At 68.3% G+C, this 18,187-nt stretch carries 16 protein-coding genes; 3 read left to right on the top strand and 13 right to left on the bottom strand.

All coding sequences use genetic code 11. The annotated features are described in order from the left end of the window. Positions 1 to 89 precede the first annotated feature (89 nt). From ACOJV9_RS12840 to ACOJV9_RS12780, 13 genes are all read right to left on the bottom strand, one after another. Entirely contained in the window at positions 90 to 1,868 is a 1,779-nt protein-coding gene (locus ACOJV9_RS12840) for an LpqB family beta-propeller domain-containing protein (RefSeq protein ID WP_420185611.1), read from the bottom strand. Further along, a complete protein-coding gene (gene mtrB / locus ACOJV9_RS12835; RefSeq protein WP_420185610.1) occupies positions 1,865 to 3,553 on the bottom strand; it encodes an MtrAB system histidine kinase MtrB in 1,689 nt (562 codons plus the stop codon). The genes ACOJV9_RS12840 and mtrB overlap by 4 nt, the downstream gene beginning before the upstream one ends. Positions 3,554 to 3,555: 2 nt before the next feature. Beyond that, on the bottom strand, positions 3,556 to 4,233 hold the full coding sequence (gene mtrA, locus ACOJV9_RS12830; protein ID WP_420185609.1) for an MtrAB system response regulator MtrA: 678 nt from the start codon (positions 4,231 to 4,233) through the stop codon (positions 3,556 to 3,558). A gap of 111 nt (positions 4,234 to 4,344) precedes the next feature. Then, complete coding sequence (locus ACOJV9_RS12825) at positions 4,345 to 5,259, bottom strand: type II secretion system F family protein (RefSeq protein WP_420185608.1); 915 nt, start codon at positions 5,257 to 5,259, stop codon at positions 4,345 to 4,347. A 3-nt stretch (positions 5,260 to 5,262) separates the two neighbouring features. Continuing rightward, the gene (locus ACOJV9_RS12820) at positions 5,263 to 7,272 is read right to left on the bottom strand and encodes a type II secretion system F family protein (protein WP_420185607.1); all 2,010 of its coding nucleotides are present in this window, start codon (positions 7,270 to 7,272) and stop codon (positions 5,263 to 5,265) included. Next, entirely contained in the window at positions 7,269 to 8,642 is a 1,374-nt protein-coding gene (locus tag ACOJV9_RS12815) for a TadA family conjugal transfer-associated ATPase (RefSeq protein WP_420185606.1), read from the bottom strand. The genes ACOJV9_RS12820 and ACOJV9_RS12815 overlap by 4 nt, the downstream gene beginning before the upstream one ends. Further along, positions 8,639 to 9,814, bottom strand: coding sequence for a CpaE/TadZ family protein (locus tag ACOJV9_RS12810; protein WP_420185605.1), 1,176 nt, complete (start codon positions 9,812 to 9,814; stop codon positions 8,639 to 8,641). Before ACOJV9_RS12810 ends, ACOJV9_RS12815 begins: the two co-directional genes overlap by 4 nt. Beyond that, positions 9,811 to 10,608 carry a Flp pilus assembly protein CpaB gene (cpaB, locus tag ACOJV9_RS12805; protein WP_420185604.1) on the bottom strand — a complete coding sequence of 266 codons (798 nt, stop codon included), beginning with the start codon at positions 10,606 to 10,608 and terminating at the stop codon, positions 9,811 to 9,813. The genes ACOJV9_RS12810 and cpaB overlap by 4 nt, the downstream gene beginning before the upstream one ends. A 32-nt stretch (positions 10,609 to 10,640) precedes the next feature. Next, positions 10,641 to 11,870, bottom strand: coding sequence for a pilus assembly protein TadG-related protein (locus tag ACOJV9_RS12800; protein ID WP_420185603.1), 1,230 nt, complete (start codon positions 11,868 to 11,870; stop codon positions 10,641 to 10,643). 29 nt (positions 11,871 to 11,899) lie between these two features. Further along, positions 11,900 to 12,334: a TadE/TadG family type IV pilus assembly protein gene (locus tag ACOJV9_RS12795; protein WP_420185602.1), complete on the bottom strand. Its 435-nt coding sequence runs from the start codon at positions 12,332 to 12,334 to the stop codon at positions 11,900 to 11,902. A gap of 135 nt (positions 12,335 to 12,469) precedes the next feature. Next, entirely contained in the window at positions 12,470 to 12,649 is a 180-nt protein-coding gene (locus ACOJV9_RS12790; protein WP_420185601.1) for a Flp family type IVb pilin, read from the bottom strand. A 125-nt stretch (positions 12,650 to 12,774) separates the two neighbouring features. Continuing rightward, a complete protein-coding gene (locus ACOJV9_RS12785; protein ID WP_420185601.1) occupies positions 12,775 to 12,954 on the bottom strand; it encodes a Flp family type IVb pilin in 180 nt (59 codons plus the stop codon). Positions 12,955 to 13,079: 125 nt separating this feature from the next. Further along, positions 13,080 to 13,259, bottom strand: a complete 180-nt coding sequence (locus ACOJV9_RS12780; RefSeq protein ID WP_420185600.1) for a Flp family type IVb pilin — start codon at positions 13,257 to 13,259, stop codon at positions 13,080 to 13,082. Positions 13,260 to 13,576: 317 nt separating this feature from the next. On the opposite strand from ACOJV9_RS12780, the gene ACOJV9_RS12775 reads away from it, so the two are divergent. From ACOJV9_RS12775 to ACOJV9_RS12765, 3 genes are read left to right on the top strand one after another with little or no spacing between them, the layout of a single operon-like run. Continuing rightward, the gene (locus ACOJV9_RS12775) at positions 13,577 to 15,055 is read left to right on the top strand and encodes a hypothetical protein (RefSeq protein WP_420185599.1); all 1,479 of its coding nucleotides are present in this window, start codon (positions 13,577 to 13,579) and stop codon (positions 15,053 to 15,055) included. Further along, positions 15,040 to 17,232, top strand: coding sequence for a hypothetical protein (locus ACOJV9_RS12770; RefSeq protein WP_420185598.1), 2,193 nt, complete (start codon positions 15,040 to 15,042; stop codon positions 17,230 to 17,232). The genes ACOJV9_RS12775 and ACOJV9_RS12770 overlap by 16 nt, the downstream gene beginning before the upstream one ends. Before the next feature lie 15 nt (positions 17,233 to 17,247). Next, positions 17,248 to 18,186 (top strand): glycosyltransferase family 2 protein, encoded by a 939-nt coding sequence (locus ACOJV9_RS12765; protein WP_420185597.1) that lies wholly within the window; start codon positions 17,248 to 17,250, stop codon positions 18,184 to 18,186. Position 18,187: the final 1 nt, after the last annotated feature.

Raw genomic sequence — 18,187 nt, 5'->3', positions numbered from 1 at the left:
GTCGACCCTGCCGGGGACCGGCGACGCACGCCAGCGCGTGCACCGCGCGCTGTGGACGAGCACGGACCCGCCGACGGGCTGGGGACGCGTCAGCGGGCGGGGACGGCCACGTCGGTGCCCTTGCCGAGCGAGAGCCACTGCTGACCCGCCCGGCGCAGGACGGTGCCAGCGGACGTCGTGACGATGATGTCTCGCTCGCCTCCTGCGGTGGTGATCGAGACGCCGGTCGGGGTCTCCGCCAGTGCCTGCTCCTCGCCGTCGATCGACAGGACGTAGGGGCGGGGGCGCGCGTCGTCCCCCGCCCGGCGACCGATGGTCGCCACGGAGAGCTCCGAGACCCAGACGAGCCCGGTCAGCCCGACCAGCGAGGGCCCGAGGCGGAGCGGTTCGGCCAGCCTCACCGGCGCACCGCCGGGTCCACGGGTCACCCCGGAGACGGTGACCTGGGCGCCCGAGCCGTCCTCGGCGGTGTGCAGGATCGCGACCCGGTCGCCGTGGGGCGAGGGCTTGGACTCGAGAACCCGCCTCTTGGCCAGCCAGGGCGCCTCGACGGGCGTGGCGGCGGGGCGGTCGACCGCCGGGTCGCCGGCCGTGTCGAACGCCCAGAGCCGGACCTCGTTGCGGTCCTCGAGCCCGATCCCGCCGGCCCAGAGGTAGCCACGGACGTCGTAGGCCGGGTGCCCCACCTTCAGGCCGATGAAGGCCATGTCGTAGCGGGTCGTGCCCCGGAAGCGCGAGATCCCCTGCCCGTCGGGGTCGACGGCGGCCACGTCCGTCCCGTCGGCCGACAGCGCGAGCGAGTGGAAGGTGGGCGTGATGTTCGTCAGTCCGGACGGGCGGGGGGCGGTCTCGACCGTGCTCGTGCTCGGCAGGAGGTAGAGGACGTCCTCGCGCCGGATGACGGCCTTGCCGAGCGGCACCTCGGGCAGGGGCGGGAAGTCGACCTGTTCGACCGTGCGCACGGGGAGGTCGACGTCGGGCAGCTCGAGGGTGACGTCGCCGATCCGGATCGAGACGCCCTGCACCGTCGGGTCCTGGAGCAGAGTGGAGACGAGCTGGGCCCACACGTTCTCGCGCTGGGTCCGGTCCGTGGGGACCTGCCCGGTGATCTCGACCCGGGCCACGCCGTCCGTGACGGACACCGAGTCGGCCGTGAGGCGCGAGCCGCGGGGAATGTTGTTGCGCACCGCCCCGTCGAGGTATGCCGGCGGGTCGGCCAGCTGCTCTCGCGCGAGCCGGGTGGCCAGGTGGTCCCGTGCGAACCAGCGACGGTCCGGCACCAGGGCCCGGCGATCCGTGGCGATGTAGTGCAAGGAGTAGGGCTGGAGGAGGCGGCCGAGGTCGGAGGTGGTGAGCCACCGGCCGAACTCCTCGGGCACGTTGCTGATCCGCCACTGCCCGTCGATGCGGGCGAACTCGAAGACGGCCTGCCGGACGGCCGTTGCCGGCGCGGCGACGTAGCGGCCGTCCGTGCCGATGGTGGCCTCGACCGGGCCGGACAGCACGGCGGCGTTGGGTGCCCGGGGGGTGACGACCAGCGGTGTGCTCGCCGAGTAGAGGACGACCTCGTTCTCGGGCGACCACGACTTGACCGCGTCCTCCGTGAGGAAGCTGCGGGCCGTCTCGTAGTTGCCGTCGCTGGCGGCTCCCGCCCGGACGAAGCCCCGCAGGATCTGGTCCTGGGTGGCGTCCTTCGCCGGTCCGGGGAAGAACGCGCGCACCGGCTGGACCTCCCCGCCCTGCACCTCGAGGCCCGGCTGGACGGAGGTGCCGGAGCCGATGCCGCTGCAGCCGACGAGGACGAGCAGGGCTGCGACGAGGGCGGCCCCGGTGCGGCGGCCGCCAGGGCGACCACTCCCCCGGTTCACGGGCGTTCACCCGGCGAGAGGGGCAGCGGCGAGGCCGTGAGCGAGTGCCCCTCGCGCTGGGGCAGCGTCAGCCGGAAGCGTGACCCGGCTCCCGGCTCGCCCCAGGCCTGGAGCCAGCCGTGGTGCAGCCGCGCGTCCTCGAGCGCGATGGCCAGGCCGAGCCCGGTCCCCCCGGTGGTGCGCGCGCGGGCGGGGTCGGCGCGCCAGAACCGCGTGAAGACCATGGACGCCTCCCCCTGGCGCAGCCCGACGCCGTGGTCCTCGACCACGACCGCGACCGCCCCCTCCTCGGCGCGGAGGTGGATGGTGACCGGCTTGCCCTCGCCGTGCTCGATGGCGTTGACGACGAGGTTGCGCAGGATGCGCTCGACCCGGCGCTCGTCGACGTCCGCCTCGATCTTCCCCCGCGCCAGCACCTGGACGGTGGAGCCCCGTCGCTCGGCGAGCGGCGCAGCAGCGGCGACGACGTCGGCCACGGTGTCGCGCAGGTCGACCGTGTCGAGCTCGAGGGCGGCGGCGCCGGCGTCGAAACGGCTGATCTCCAGCAGGTCGGACAGGAGCGACTCGAAGCGGTCGAGCTCACCCTGGAGCAGCTCGGCGGAGCGGCTCATCACCGGCTCGAAGTCGGCTCGCGCGTCATAGATCATGTCGCCGGCCATCCGGATCGTCGTCAGCGGCGTCCGCAGCTCGTGCGAGACGTCGGAGACGAAGCGCTGCTGGACGCGGCTCAGGCCCTCGAGCTGGCGGATCTGCGCCTGGAGGCTGTCGGCCATCGCGTTGAACGACGTGCCGAGCAGGGCGAGGTCGTCCTCGCCGCGGGCCGGCATACGTTCGTTGAGCTTGCCGGACGCCAGGCGTTCGGCGACCTCGGCGGCCCGTCGCACCGGTGTGACGACCTGCTTGGTGACCACCCAGGCCACGGCTCCCAGCAGGACGGTGAGGATGAGCGCGGCGAGGGTGAACGCCGTGGAGATGAGGCTCATCGTCCGCAGCTCCTGCGTCATCGGATAGATGAAGAACAGGTCGTAGCGGCCGGCGGTGGGGACCTCGACTCCGGTGCCGACGAACACGGCGGGCACCTGACGGCCGCCGATGATGACGTCGCTGACCATCGTCTGCTGGCGGTTGGGGTCGGCAGCCACGGCCTGGCGCAGCTCCTGGCTCACCGACGAGAGCCCGAGCTCCCCCGACCCGAGCGGGTCGAGGACGGTCTGGCTCGTGTTCTTTGCCCCGCGCATCATGACGACGTAGCGCGACGGCTGGGGGCCGGCGGGGGCGAGCGTCGACGTCATGAGGTCGCGCGCGGCGATGTTGAGCTCCTGCACCGACGTCACGGTGACGTTCTCCCAGCGCGTCTGCGCCTGGGCCGTGAGGGTGCGCGCTTCGTACTCGCTCGTCGCGACGCGCTCCCGGCGCAGGCCGTCGGCGATCTCGCTGTAGAGGTAGGAGCCGAGCAGGCTGACCACGACGAGGCCGAGGATCACGGTTGTCGAGACGACCCGGAACTGCAGCGACCGACGCCAGGTGCGCACGAGCCAGCGCGCCATGGACACGACGGCACGGCCTGCGGCGCGCAAGCCCTCCATCGCCCGGCCACCGATCTGCCGGACGTGCCCGGACAGGGTGGGAGACGGTGACGGTGACGTCCCGGCGCCGGTGGTCGTGGCGGTCGGCGTCCCCGACATGGTCAGGCCGGTCCCGCCCGGTAGCCGACACCGCGGACGGTGACGACGATCTCGGGGCGCTCGGGGTCCTTCTCGATCTTGGACCGGAGACGCTGCACGTGGACGTTGACCAGGCGAGTGTCACCGGCGTGGCGGTAGCCCCAGACCTGCTCGAGAAGGACCTCGCGGGTGAAGACCTGCCACGGCTTGCGCGCGAGCGCGACGAGGAGGTCGAACTCGAGCGGGGTGAGGCTGAGCGACTCCTCGCCACGTTTGACCGAGTGGCCGGCCACGTCGACGGTCAGGTCGCCGATGGTGAGGCGCTCGGGCTCGGCGTCGTTGTCGCGACGCAGGCGAGCGCGCACCCGGGCGATGAGCTCCTGCGGCTTGAAGGGCTTGACGACGTAGTCGTCCGCTCCGGACTCCAGACCGACGACGACGTCGATGGTGTCGGTGCGGGCGGTCAGCATGACGATCGGGACGCCGGACTCGGCGCGGATGCGCCGGCACACCTCGAGGCCGTCGATGCCGGGCAGCATGACGTCGAGCAGCACGAGGTCTGGCTTGGCCTCCCGGAAGGCGGCGAGCGCCCCCGAGCCGTCGGCGACGTGGCTCACCTCCAGACCCTCGTTGCGCAGGACGATGCCGAGCATCTCCGCGAGAGCGAGATCGTCGTCGACGACGAGCACGCGACCCTTCACGGTCAGTCCTCCCTCAGTGGCGACACAGCAGGTGGGGCGCTGTCGCTGCGCCGGTGGTCCATGTTCGCACAGCGAACTGTGCGCCTCATGGCGCTACGCCGGACGGGGCCCTCAGAGACCGCCGCTGCCGAACGCCTCGGCGATCTTGATGGCGCCCGGCCCGATGATGACGATGAAGAGGGCCGGGAAGATGCAGAGGAGGAGTGGGAAGAGGATCTTGACCGTGACCTTCTGCGCCTGCTCCTCTGCCCGCTGGCGCCGGGCGATGCGCATCTCCTTTGTCTGCTCGCGCAGGACCGCCGCGACCGGAAGTCCCATCCGGTCGGCCTGCACCAGGGCACTGACGAAGGTCTTGATCTCTGCGGCTGTCGTGCGCTCGCCGAGGGCTGCGAAGGCGTCGGCGCGCGACTTGCCGATCTGGATCTCCGAGAGCACACGGGCGAACTCACCGCCGATGGGGCCGGTGACCGTCTTGGCCACCTGAAGGATTGCCGCGTCGAAGCCCTGCCCGGCCTCAACGCAGACCGTGAGCATGTCGAGGGCGTCGGCGAGCCCCTTGCGCATTTCCGTCTGACGCTTGGTTCCCATGTTGTAGACCAAGAGGTCCGGCAGGAAGAAGCACGCTGCACCAAAGGCCACCGCGGCGAGAATCCCCATGGCGCCGAAGCCGAGGACCACGAGAGCAAGAACGACGCCGAGCACGAGCCCGATCCCCTTCACTCCCATGATTCGTTCAATGGTCCACGCCGGCGGGTTGCCCGCCTTGTCGAGGTTGCGGGCCAGCCGGTCACCCGTTCCACCGGGAGACATCCGCACGGCCAGACGGCGCAGACTGTTGATCAGGGGATCCAGCAGACGGTCCCGAGCGGCAAGCTCATGCTTTGCCACCGTGGTACGTGTCGGGGTGTAGTTCACCAGCTCGAGGGAGCGAGCAACTCCACGACTTTCAGTGGGGACGGCGCTCGTGGCGAGGACGGCAAACGCCACAGCCGCGACGAAGAGAAGAAAACCGAAGAAGAGCAGCACTGGTCACACCTCGATCTTGACCACGTTGCGCATCCAGAAGATCCCCATTGCCATCGCGAGGAGCCCCATGACGCTCATGATGATCCCGTAGAAGGTGGTCCACAGGAGACTGACGTATTCGTAGTTGCTGTACATCGAGAACAGCAGGATGCCGATCGGCAGGGCGATGAGGATGTAGGCCGAGAGGCGACCCTCAGCGGAAAGGGCGCGCACGTGCCGGCGAAGACCCTCGCGTTCCCGCAGGGTCGCGGCCGTCGTGCGGAGCGTGTCGGCCAGGTTTCCGCCGACCTCACGTTGGATTCTGATCGCCATGGTGGCCCAACGCATGTTGTTGCTGTCCATGCGGTCGGCTGTGTGCTCAAGCGCGTCGGAGACGTCAGCGCCGATCCGCGTTTCGGCCAGAGCCCGTGAGAACTCCTTCGCGCAGGGCTCGGGTGCGTCACGAGCAACTGCGTCGAGCGCTTGGAGCAGACTGAACCCACTCGCCAGACTCGTCGCGGTCAACATGAGCACGTCCGGCAGGACGAACTCGAACTTGCGGGCTCGCCGACGGGCTAGGAACCGTAGGCCGAACGCCGGCAAGATGAAGCCAGCCGCGACGCCCATCACCAACCCAACCCACGGGTTGCGTGGGATCAGCAGCACATAACCCACGAGACCGCCGACGATCACTGCGAGGACACGCAGGATGAACCACTCGCCCGCGCGCCACGGCAGGTCGGCTCGGTCGAGCAGAGCCATGGTGCGGCTGGTCGACTGCCGACCGGCCATGAGCTGGTCGCCCATCTGGACGAGGCCCTGACTGATGGCGCTGGGCGCGTCCTTGGCGCTCTTGGCGTCAGGTCGGGCGCGGCCGAAGCCGTAGGCCTCGATGGTCGCGACCCGCTCCTTGCGCCGCGATCGGAAGACGGGCGCAAAAGCGACGACCACGATGAGGAAGACCCCGAGAAACAACAGCAGGATGGCAAGAAGGAGGAGGATGCGTGAGGGCGTGGTCGCCCCCCCGGTCGCTCCGTTGCCGGCCACGGACGGCACAGGAGCGACGATCTTCTCCTCGTCAGTCGGCGCGACGACCGGCGCCTGGGCGCCGAGGTCAAGCGAGGCGGTTGCCGCGAAGGGTGCGCCGGAGGCGACTCCCTTGACGACCAGTGGTTGGACTCCGGTGAGCCCTGGGGGCCGGCGCACGGAGATGGAGACCTGGGACTCCAGCGCACGAGCGGCCGCGTTAAAGGCCTTGGCCACTGCCGCGCGATCCTCCGCGGTCACCACCGACCCACCGCCGGCGGTAGCGAACCGCTTGAGCACGTCACCGTTGGCTTCCGGGCTCTTGAACGCGACGACTTCAGCCCGGACTTTCCCACGGGCCAAGGCAGCAACAGCCGACGCCAGCTGTTTGGCCGCCACTGCGTCTCCGCCCCCGCTGCCTTCGACGGTGTCTCCCCCGTCACTGAGGAGCACGATGCTGCGTTCACCGACCGTTCCCAGCGCCTTCACGGCATCCTGGACACCCTTGTAGAGGGCGGTCTCACCCCGGGACCGCAAGCCGTCGACGGCCCGTTGCACGGCGGCGTGGTCAGTCGTGGGCTTCACATCCACGCCCGAGGTCGAGGCGAAGGAGACCACCCCTACTCTGACGTCCTTCGGCACGGCCGCAAGGAAGTCCTTGACCGCGCTGCGCACCGTGGCCATGCCGCTGACCTCCATCGAGCCACTGGTGTCGATGACGAGCATCGTCGTGCGAGTCTTCGCGGCCGCCGGCTTCACGGTGACCGGCACGCTGACCCCACCGATGGTCGCGCTGACGTTGGTGGGACTCACGACGGCGGTGCCGCCCCCACGGATGATGAGGGTTCCGTCGACCGTGGTGGCCGTGGGCCGAAGGTCGCTGAGCGATCCGCGCAGGGCTTTCGCCGCTCCTGCGGAGGAGGCTGGGGCCGCAAGCGCCAGCAACGGGACCAGCGCCAGCAACACCGGCTGGAGCCGCGTACGGAACGAGCGTGCTACCACGGTCATCGGGATCCAAAGGTGAACAGAGCAGGGGGCAGATCCACCCCCAGGTCGGCGAGGTCCTGGGCGAACCGGGGACGCAGTCCAGTGCCCACCAGCTGCCCGCGGAAGCGGCCCTGGTCGTCACGACCGGCTGAGAAGTCGAACGTGAAGATGTCCTGCAGAGTGATGACCTCACCCTCCATTCCCACGACCTCCGAGATCGCTGTGATCCGACGTGAGCCGTCCTTGAGCCGGGCCTGCTGGATGATGAGGTCGAGCGCCCCGGCGACCTGCTCACGGATGGCCCGCACTGGGAGCTCCACACCGGCCATCAGCACCATGGTCTCGAGGCGGGAGAGCGAGTCCCGCGGCGAGTTGGCGTGGACCGTGGTGATCGAGCCGTCGTGACCGGTGTTCATCGCCTGCAGCATGTCCAGCGCCGCGCCATCTCGAACCTCGCCGACCACGATGCGGTCGGGACGCATGCGCAGAGCGTTCCTGACCAGGTCCCGGATGGCGATCGAGCCCCGGCCCTCGATGTTGGCCGGTCGCGACTCGAGGCGCAGGACGTGATCCTGGTGGAGCTGGAGCTCCGCGGCGTCCTCGATGGTGACGATGCGCTCGTCCTCGGGGATGAACGACGAGATGACGTTGAGCGTCGTCGTCTTGCCCGAGCCGGTCCCACCGGAGATGACGATGTTGCGCCGTCCCAGCACACAGGCCTTGAGGAAGTCGCGAACAGTGGGTGAGATGGTGCCGAACGCGATGAGGTCGGCGTCGGTGAACGGGTCCGCGGCGAACTTCCGGATGGTGAGGACGGCACCGTCGAGTGCCACGGGGGCGATGACGGCGTTCACACGCGAGCCGTCGGGGAGGCGGGCGTCGACCAGTGGGCTCGCCTCGTCGATGCGTCGACCCACTCGGCCGACGATCTTGTCGATGACACGGCGCAGGTGCGGCTCACCGCTGAAGTGGGCGTCTACGGGGTAGATCTTGCCGCTGCGCTCGACGTAGATCGAGTCAGCCCCGTTCACCATGATCTCGGTGACCTCGGGGTCACGCAGAAGCGGCTCCAGCGGCCCGTGCCCGAGGATCTCGTCTGAGACCTCCTGGGCGATCCGCGTGCGGTCCGCGTGTGACAGCGGGGTTTGTTCCGCGTCGATCGTCACCTGCAAGGTGTGCCGCACCTGTGCGGCGAGCTCCGCCTCTGGCAGGTGCGGGTCGTAGAGGCGCGGGCCCAGGCTCTCGATGAGGCCTTGGTGGACGCGACCCTTCACCTTCGAGAACGGATCGACGGCTCGCCGACGGTTGGAGGCCTGGCCATGCTGCGTGCCGGCAGCCGGGGTGGGCTCTGAGCTGCGACGGGCGAGGTCGAGGCGGTCGGCGAGGCTCATCTGCGTCCTTTGAACAGGCTCTTGCGATGGGAGGTCCGGGCCCCGTTCACCGGGTCACCGAACCGCTGGCGAATGTGTCCGTCACTCAGTTCGCGAATGGCGACGCTCACGGCACCCTTGGGATCATCCAGGACGATCGGCACGCCTCGGTTGACGGAGGCAGGCACGGTCATCGAGCTCGGCACGTTCACGGCAATGGGCGTCTTGATGGCGGTGACGACGTCGTCGGCCCGCAGCCCCACCTTGGCGTCCGATCGGTTGAGGACGATGATTCGGGCGTCCTTGGGACTGCCCAGCATGTCGAGAGTGTCGATGGCGACCCGCAGGTTTTTCACGGCTGGGATGTCGAGTGTCGCGATCAACACCAGGGCGCTGCTGATGTCGCAGGCCGCGAGGACGTGCTCGGTGAAGGATGGTGGCGTGTCGACGATGACGTAGTCGTAGTGCTGTCGGGCCACCTTGAGGAGTTCGGTGACGACGTGGACGGGGATGCGGTCCGCATCGCTCGGGTCGTTGGGCGCGCACACGACGTCGAGGCCGCTGTCGTCGTGCGTCGTGACGAGGGAGCCTAGGCCCTGCTCGTCCAGGTGGCCGCTCATGCCCACTGCGTCGAAGACGGACTGCACCGGGATGAGCTGAAGGCTGATGGCGACATCCCCGAAGCTGAGGTCGAGGTCGACCAGCAGCGTCTTGGAACCGGTCTGCGCCAGATAGGTGGCGATGTTCGTCGACATCGTGGTCTTGCCCACCCCGCCCTTGGCCGAGAACACGGTGATGATGTGTCCTTCGTTCCCGCTGCCGGCACCGCTGTGGCCAGCCAGCTTGGCCGTCAGCTCGCGGCTCCGCCGGAGCGCATCAGCGAGCGCGGTGTGGTCGTCCGCTGTGACGACCTCGCGCATCCCGCTTCGGAGTGCTTGGCTCAAGGTCGTGACGTCGACCCGGTTGCGCAGCAGGATGACGCCCAGCTCCGGCCGGTCGAGTCGAGCGGACTCAGCCAGGTCGCACGCCGGCTCGAGTGCCACGTCAGGACCAATGATCACCTGTTGGATACCGAGGTTGTCGTGGAGCACTCGAGCCACCATGGCAGCGGAGTCCAGCGCCTGCGTGTCGGTCCCGAGCGCGAACCGGTACTTCTCGACGGCTTCGGGATCACTTGACCACAGAATGTTCACTGGATGGCCTTCGCGATGGTGATGTCGTTGACGCTGAGCTTCGGGTCGACCTTGACCTCGGCACCGCGCAGTCCCGCGTAGAGCACATACTGGTTGGTGCCGTGCACGAGCCGGGTGGCCTGTTCAGGGGTCACGGCGAGCGTGACGAGGAAGCTCGGCGTCTGTGCCGCGGGTGCGGCCTCCTCGCCATCGGCGGCGTTCTGCAGGCCGGTCTGGCCGGATTGGAGGGCGGTGTTTCCCATGCCGATGACCTGGATGTTGTCCAGGAGCACGGACGTTCCCTGCACGTCCTGCTCGTTGAAGACCTTCGAGGCCTCACTGGTGTCCAGCTGCTTAAGCTTGTAGCTCGCGAAGATCGTCAGCATGCTCCCCGGGGTGACGAAGTTTCCGACACGCGCAGGGTCGCTGAGCTGCACGGAGACCGCGAGCTTTCCAGCGGGCACTTGAATCGCCTTGTCGCCGATTACGGCCTCTCCGAACGCCGTGTTGAGCACGTACTGACCCGGGGGGATGTCGGTCAGGGCGAGGAGCGCCTCGTTGTCGGGCGTCACGGAGGTCAGCGCTCCCGCGGGCAGAGCCTTGGCGGCCGTCTTGGTCTCCGTCAGGAGCTTGAGCCGGACGGCCTCCTTCATCGAGGTGCCGGCGGGGATGGTCGCAGCAGAGACGTACACGTTGGCCGGGCTCGCCCCTGCCACCGCGCGCTTGTCGGCGCCGTTGGCGTAGAGCAGGACGAGCACTGCTCCGATGAGAGCGATGACCGTCGCCACGGCGATGGCAAGGATGCGCTTCCCCACGATGTGTTTCCTTCAGATCGAATGTGTGTTGGTCAGCCCGCGGGAACGACGGCGTAGGAACCGAAGAAACCGCTGCCCACGGGTGGGCCGCTGATGGCAGTTGCGGACAGTTCCCCGCTGAGGAACCAGCCGGAGATGCAGCGGTCCGCACCGTTGCATGGCCTGTTCCCACTGACGAGGCTCGGCTTCCAGTTGTCGAAGCTGCCGGTGACGTTGAGGTTGTAGCCGCTAAGGTAGAACTGAGCGAAACCGGCCCGGTGGTAGTAAGCGTTGTTTCCGGCGCCGGTCGTGCACCCGTTGACAGGTGGGCCGACGCCCGGTGCTGTGGCGTTGGTGCAGTCGAAGATGGGAAGGCTGACGGCCTTCCCGACGAAGTTGCTGAGGTTGCACGCGGTGTTGTTACCGGTGCTCGTGTGCATCCAGTGGTGGGGGTACTCGACGAACTTGCATGCATCGCTGGGCTCGGTCTCGAGCACACCGAATCCACCGGGAAGTGCATGCCCGTTCCACGTCGGACACGGCGTGGCCGGAGTCGCTCCCCCGGGCGGGTTCTGCGCCAGGAGGATGACCTCTTGACCTTGGATCTGTGCGGGTGGCGCAGCCGCGGCCGTCGGCCAGGCCGGCTGACCCGCGCCGCCGTAGCCGTTGGGCGACGATCCGTTGTAGACCGGTGACGGGTAGTAGCTGCCTCCGCCACCACCGGCCGTGCCGCCGGTCGCGTGCTCCCAGTCGCAGCCGGAGAAGCTCAGCGGCAGTTCGGCGGCGCCCCCGCTGGCCGTCCCGATGGCAGCCCGGGAACAGGCGTTCACCGTCGTCTCCGCGCTGTCTGACCCCCCGCTTATCCCGGCGAACCAGTTGGCGACACCACCACCACTGGGCTTTAGGCTCTCGGTGCGGACCTCGACGTACGGCAGCCCCGTCATGGACGCGAGCGTGCCGGGTAGTGGGGGGCACTCGGTCAGCGATGTAACCGGCGCGGGACAGACGGGGAGGGAGCCACCGATGTTGACCTGGCAGGCGGAGACGACCTCGGTCTGCCCGTCCTGCGAGTTACGGTCGGCATAGGCCTCGGTGTCGTCGCCGTCGACGTAAGCACACGATGCGGCGCCCTTGCCACACTCGACGGCGAGAGATAGAGCGGCCGCATCTGCAGCATTCTGCAGCTGGCGGCGCTCCCAGAGAAGATTGCCGACGTCCACCCCGATGGCCATGACGCCGAACAGGACACCCATGCCCATTAGCAGGGCAACCATGGTGGTCACGGCACCACGCTCGGGCCGGCGGGGACGACTCATCCTCCACACCTCATCTCTGATTGTGACGACAGGGTCGGGGGCGTCACGCCCGGAATGGGAAAGATGAAGGCGAAGTTGGGGTTAACCGTGACGCGCTGGCGGTCGGTGATCAGCGGCGTTGTCGGGCAGTTCGCGTTGGGCGTTACCGTGCCCGCGCCTGCGCCCGCGACGCCGTCGTAGGTAACGGTGAAGGTGGTGACGCCCATACCGATCATCGCGCTGTTGACTCGTTCCGTCGCCTGCACCGTCGTGTAACCGAGGGCGCGCATCCGGGCTCCTTCGCGAGCGGCGTTGGTCGCCATGTTCTGGATGAACAGGGCCCGGCCGAACTCGACGACACCGCCCATGATGAGCAGAAGCAGGGGCAGGACGATCGCCATCTCGACGGCAGCAGCACCGCGTTCTCTGCGGCTGCGCGTGTTGGTCGACATGTCACCCCTCGGTCGAAATTGCGTTGTGGTACTGCGGCTTCTTTACGTGACACGGTGAACTGTGCATGAGCGTTGGGCAGGGAACCCAGGGCGCCGACCGGAGAAGCCGGCCGGCGCCCTGGGATCCAACCAAGATCAGAGGCTGGCGGCGACCTCGTCGAAGGTGAGGTCCATGTTCTTACCGATGAGGGCAACGGCGGCGATGATGACGATGGCGATGAGCGCAACCATCAGGCCGTACTCGACGGCGGTAGCGCCCTTCTCGGAACGCATGGTGTGGAGCCTGGTGTGGAGCTTGACAAGTGCGGTGGTCATGACGGTGGGTCCTCCCCGGGATGAGCTGATGTTGTCTATGGTGTGTTTCCGGCGGCTGTTCGCACCGGTCCCAGCCGTCGTCCGGCTCCGCGACGGGAGCCGGACGACCGCCCGATCCGACAGGATCAGAGGCTGGCGGCGACCTCGTCGAAGGTGAGGTCCATGTTCTTGCCGATGAGGGCAACGGCGGCGATGATGACGATGGCGATGAGCGCAACCATCAGGCCGTACTCGACGGCGGTAGCGCCCTTCTCGGAACGCATGGTGTGGAGCCTGGTGTGGAGCTTGACAAGTGCGGTGGTCATGACGGTGGGTCCTCCCCGGGATGAGCTGATGTTGTCTATGGTGTGTTTCCGGCGGCTGTTCGCACCGGTCCCAGCCGTCGTCCGGCTCCGCGACGGGAGCCGGACGACCGCCCGATCCGACAGGATCAGAGGCTGGCGGCGACCTCGTCGAAGGTGAGGTCGAGGTTCTTGCCGATGAGGGCAACGGCGGCGATGATGACGATGGCGATGAGCGCGACCATCAGGCCGTACTCGACGGCGGTAGCGCCCTTTTCGGAGCGGTGGGACTGAAGCTTCACGAGGACCTTGGTCATGGCCTGGGTCATGGTCTTGCCTTTCCTGTCGGATCTGGGGGTGGTGGTGGTGCGACGAGGAAGATCCTGCCGCGAAATGTGGCTATGGGGAGCAGAATCGGAAAATTAGCCCGAAATTGGTCCCCGCCTGTTCGAGATTCTCGCGACGTCCTGTGATACTCGCACCGAATCAAGGTGGAGCCTATGGCCTGCGCGGGGAATGCGCTAGGACCAAAAGTCCCCGCGGTCAAGTGCCTGCGTCGACGGGCCCACCCAAGTACGTAACTTCGTGGGCGCAGGCCGTCTAGTGTGGTGCCGCAAGAGCGCGGGCAGAGGAGGGGGACCGAAGAGTGGCCGAGACCCGCGTGTCCCGGTCTGCGCCGGAAAACCCTGTCGCACAACCGCGCTCATCGTTGATGCCTATCACTGCCGGCCTGTGCGCTGGCCTCGTGTCGGGGCTGCTGCTCAGGGTTCGCACCACGCCCGACGTCGACCTCTGGCTCCACCTGCGGATCGGCGATCTGTTGCGGTCAGGGCAGCGCTTCTCGGAAGGAAGCGATCCCTTGGCGAGCCTGGCCGACCGGCGGTACGTCCCCTCCCAGTGGCTGTCCCAGATCGGCATGTCGGCTGTTCACGAGACGGCCGGGATGACCGGCATACAGGTGTTGCGGCTGCTGCTGGTGCTCGCCCTCGGCGCCGCGGTCCTCTGCGCATGCCGTGCGACAACCGGGCCTTCGCCCGCGCTGTTCGCCACGGCCCTGACCATGTTCGGAGCCGCTGCGTCGTGGGGTGAAAGGCCTCAGCTGGCTGGGATGGTGCTGCTGGCGCTCACCGTGGCCCTTTGGTGGCAGGCGTCGGTTCGGGGTGTCGTGCCCTGGGCGGTCATCCCCACCACGTGGCTGTGGACGATGGTGCACGGAACGTGGGTACTCGGTGTGGCGCTGGGCGTGGTTCTCCTGGTCGGCGGGGTCCTCGACGGCTGCTGGCGTGGTCGCACCGCGGCCAGCGTCGCGTGTGTGCCGGCGATCTCCGTCGTGACTGCGCTCATGACCCCGCTGGGCGTCAGTGCGTTGCTCGAGCCGTTTCGCGTGTCGGCGGTGGCCCGCCTCACCGCCAACGAGTGGCAGCGCCCGGAACTGGACAACCCGGTGCTCCTCGTGGTGGTGCTGTCGACGGTCCTTGCGGTGCTGGGCCTCCTGCGCTCGACACCACGACGATGGACCCGGGCGATCACCGTGCTGGCCGCGTTTGCCCTGGCGGTGTGGATGGTGCGTACCATCGCGGTTGGCGCGATCGTGCTGGCGCCGGCTCTCGCCCACGGTGTGGCCACCCTCCCCCGCAGGTCGTCGCCACTCTCTGCCCCTCAGGGGCGCAGCCCCCGTCCGGTAGGCCCGGAGACCCGGAAGACCCCTCGCGAGTGGCCGGCGTGGGGGCTCGCCGCAGGTCTCGTCCTCGTGCTCGGCGGCTCCCACATCGCGACCAACGACTTCGCTGCGCCCGTCTCTCCTCGGGCGTCTCGCGCGCTGTCATCACTGCCGCCGGACAGCGTGATCGCCGTCGACGGCAAGGCGGTCGGGTGGGTGCAGTGGGCGCATCGGGACCGCCGGCCCCTGCGTGACCTGCGCGCTGAGGTCTACTCCGTGCCGGTCGCGACGGCATACGAAGCCTTCCAGGAAGCCCGGCCGGGGTGGCAGGAGTATGCCGAGACACAAGGACTCACGGCCGTCCTGGCGGACCGTGGCCGCCCCCTCGATGCGGCGCTGCGTGGCGAGCCTGCATGGACGGTCGCAGCCGAGGATCCAGACTTCCGCCTGTGGGTGCACAGGTGAAGATGGCGAGGAAGAGGGGCGCACAGGTCCGCGCAGACGTCGTCGGAGCCGTCTGGGCCGCTGCCCTGGCCACCGCCATTGCGGGCTTCTCTCTGCGCGTCTGGGACTGGCGTCCGGGGTCTCCCCCGTCACTGCTCGGCGACAGCCCTGTCGTCCTCACGCAGATCCACCAGATCCTCACCGAGGGGTGGTTCTGGACCACCCAGGCCGTGGGCTTCCCGCTCGGTCAGAACGCCTCGTTCTTCCCTGAGCTCAACGTCATCCATGTCCTGGGTGTTAAGGGGATCGGCCTGCTTGGAGGTGACGCTGCCTCCGTCGGAGCCGTGTACTTCTTCCTCGGATTTCCGCTCGTCGCGCTGACCACCTACCTGCTGGGCCGCAGCGAACGGCTCTCTGTCCCGGCATCGGTCGTCGTCGCCGTGCTGTTCGCGGTGGCGCCCTATCATGCCGAGCGGTTCGAGCATCTCTGGCTGGCGTCCTACTGGACGGTCCCACTCGGCCTGTGGGTGGTATTCGCCGTGGCGCGGGGGGTGAGCCCGTTCGATGCTCAGCGGCGGCCACCCGGACGCAGGCTGGCCGTGACCCTGCTCGCCCTGACCCTGGTGGGGCTTAGTGGTGCCTACTACGCGGGGTTCACCCTGATCCTGCTGGCGGCAGCGCTGGTGCTGCGGGCCGGCAACGGGCGGTCTTCGGGGTGGTGGAGGGGCGGGCTGGTCAGCATGGTGTGGCTCGGCTTCGTGGCCGCGCTCCCCCTCGTCGCGGCGAAAGTGGGTATGGCCGGAACTGCCATGACCGGCCCTCGACCCGCCACTCGCACTGCACTTGAGTCGGAGCGGTATGCCGGACGCCTCGTCGACCTCTTCCTGCCCTGGGAAGGTCACCGGATCGAGCCGCTCGCAGCTCTGACGCAGGCGTACAGGGCAGCTGGTCGCCCTGTCACCGAGACGCTTTCCCTCGGAGTCGTCGGAGCGGCGGGAAGCGTCGCTCTCGTCGTGATTGGTCTCAGGGTGTTGGCCACCGCGCACTCGGCTCCCCAGCGTTTGCGGTTGTGGGGGGCTCTCTGGATCGTGACGGCGGCGTTCTACACGGTCGGCGGGGTCGGGAGCATCGTTGCGCTTCTTGCGACACCCCAGCTGCGAGCCTGGTCGCGGCTCTCCCTCGTCCTGCTGCTCCTCGGGCTCCTCGCCGTCGGGCACTGGCTGAGCAGGCCCCGGGCCAAGGTCCTCTCCGTTGCCCTGCCTGCACTCCTCCTCGTGGTCGGTGCACTCGACCAGACCAACCCAGCGCTCGCTCCCCGGTTCGTCGACATCGCCAGCCGGCTGGACGGCATACGTTCCTACACAGGGACGCTCGCAGCCGCGACCGGTCGACAGTGCGGAGTGCTCCAGCTTCCTGTCACGCGCTTCCCCGAGGGATACCTCCCTGAGACATACGACGCGAACGCCCAGCTCCTGCAACACCTGGCCGACCCCCGGCTCGCCTGGAGCCATGGCGGAATGAGCGGCACCAAGGCGGGCGACTGGTCGATGGGCATCGAGCTCTCGGACCCCTCGACGCTCATCTCCGGTCTGCGGGCGGCAGGCTTCTGCGCAGTCGAGGTCGACAGCGAGGGTGTGGACCCACAGGCACCAGCCGTCAGGGCGCTGACGTCGTTGCTTGGGCAGCCGGTGGCTCGCACACCCGACGGCCGCCTCACTGCTTGGGCCCTGCCCGAACGTCCTGTGAGCGAGTCCGATCGCGAGCGCCTTCTCAGCCCCGTGCTCGTCGGTCTGGCGGCAGGAGGAATCACGGTTGACGGCGAGGAGGTCATGCAAGAGAGCGGCTCCCGCGCAGGCATCACGACAGCGAACCTGAGCGGTACCGCGGTTCGCAACATACGGGTGAGCGTGGATGTCACTGCGCTGGGCGCGGACCGCCGCGACGTGGTCGTCCGTGACGGCAGTCGTGAGCTTGCTCGATCGACTGCGGTGTCCGATCGGGCCACCTCGATGACCTTCACCCTCGATGCACCTCCCGGGTACCGACGACTCGCCGTCACCATCGAGGGTGACTCCACCCGCAACTCTGCTGACCGGAGCGTCTCCGCCCGCTACGAGAACCTTCGGGTCAGCTCGGTGGGAGCGACTCGTGTCGTCAGTCTCCATGACCAGGCGCGCACCCGTGCCATCTACCCCTGACCCGAGGATGATCACATGTTCCACGAGCTGAGAGTCGCTGCGGTCGTGCCGGCGTATAAGGAGCAGGATCACATCGCGGCCGTCATCATGACGATGCCAGATCTTGTCGACCACATCGTCATCGTCGACGACGCCAGCCCCGACGCCACTGCTGAGAGGGCCCGCTCGGCGGCTGACGACCGCACCGTGGTCATCAGCCTCGAGAAGAACCAGGGCGTCGGCGGCGCCATTCTGACGGGTCATCGACGCGCTCTTCAACTCGGTGCGGACGTGTGCGTCGTGATGGCAGGTGACGGGCAGATGGACCCGGACTACCTCCCCGCCCTGCTCGAGCCGATCGTCAGCGGGCGCGCGCAGTTCACGAAGGCGAACCGGTTCTACGGCCGCGGCTCCTTCGCGGGAATGCCGCGTATGAGAGTGATCGGCAACATCGCGCTGTCCTTCATGACCAAGGCATCCAGCGGATACTGGAACCTCTTCGACCCGCAGAACGGCTACACGGCGATTCACCGCGACGCCTTGGCGCGGCTGCCCTGGGACCAGATCGCGCGCCGCTACGACTTCGAGAACGACCTGCTCATCAACCTCAACATCCTTCGTGTGCCGGCCGTTGATGTCCCTGTCCCAGCGCGCTACGGAGCCGAGGTGTCCGGGATGAACCTCGCGACGGTCGGGCCCCGCATCGCGAGCCGGCTCGTGCAGGGGTTCTGGACCCGGATGTGGTGGAAGTACGTGCTGCAGTCGTTCTCCGCCGTCGCGCTGTTGTTCTTCAGCGGTCTCGCCCTCCTCGCCCTCGGGCTCCTCATCGGTGTCTGGATCATCTTCAACACGCTCGGTCCGCCGGTGGCTTCTCCCGGCACGGTGATCCTCTGCGTGGCCCCCCTGTTGAGCGGACTGCAGATGCTGCTGTTCGCGATGCTGCTCGACATCCAGGACTCGTCGCCTCGATCCTGAG

Origin of the sequence: Knoellia terrae (assembly GCF_048606435.1) — a bacterium.
Lineage (GTDB): Bacteria > Actinomycetota > Actinomycetes > Actinomycetales > Dermatophilaceae > Knoellia > Knoellia terrae.
Note: the sequence above shows the minus strand (reverse complement) of the source record. Positions and strands in the feature narration are given on the sequence as shown.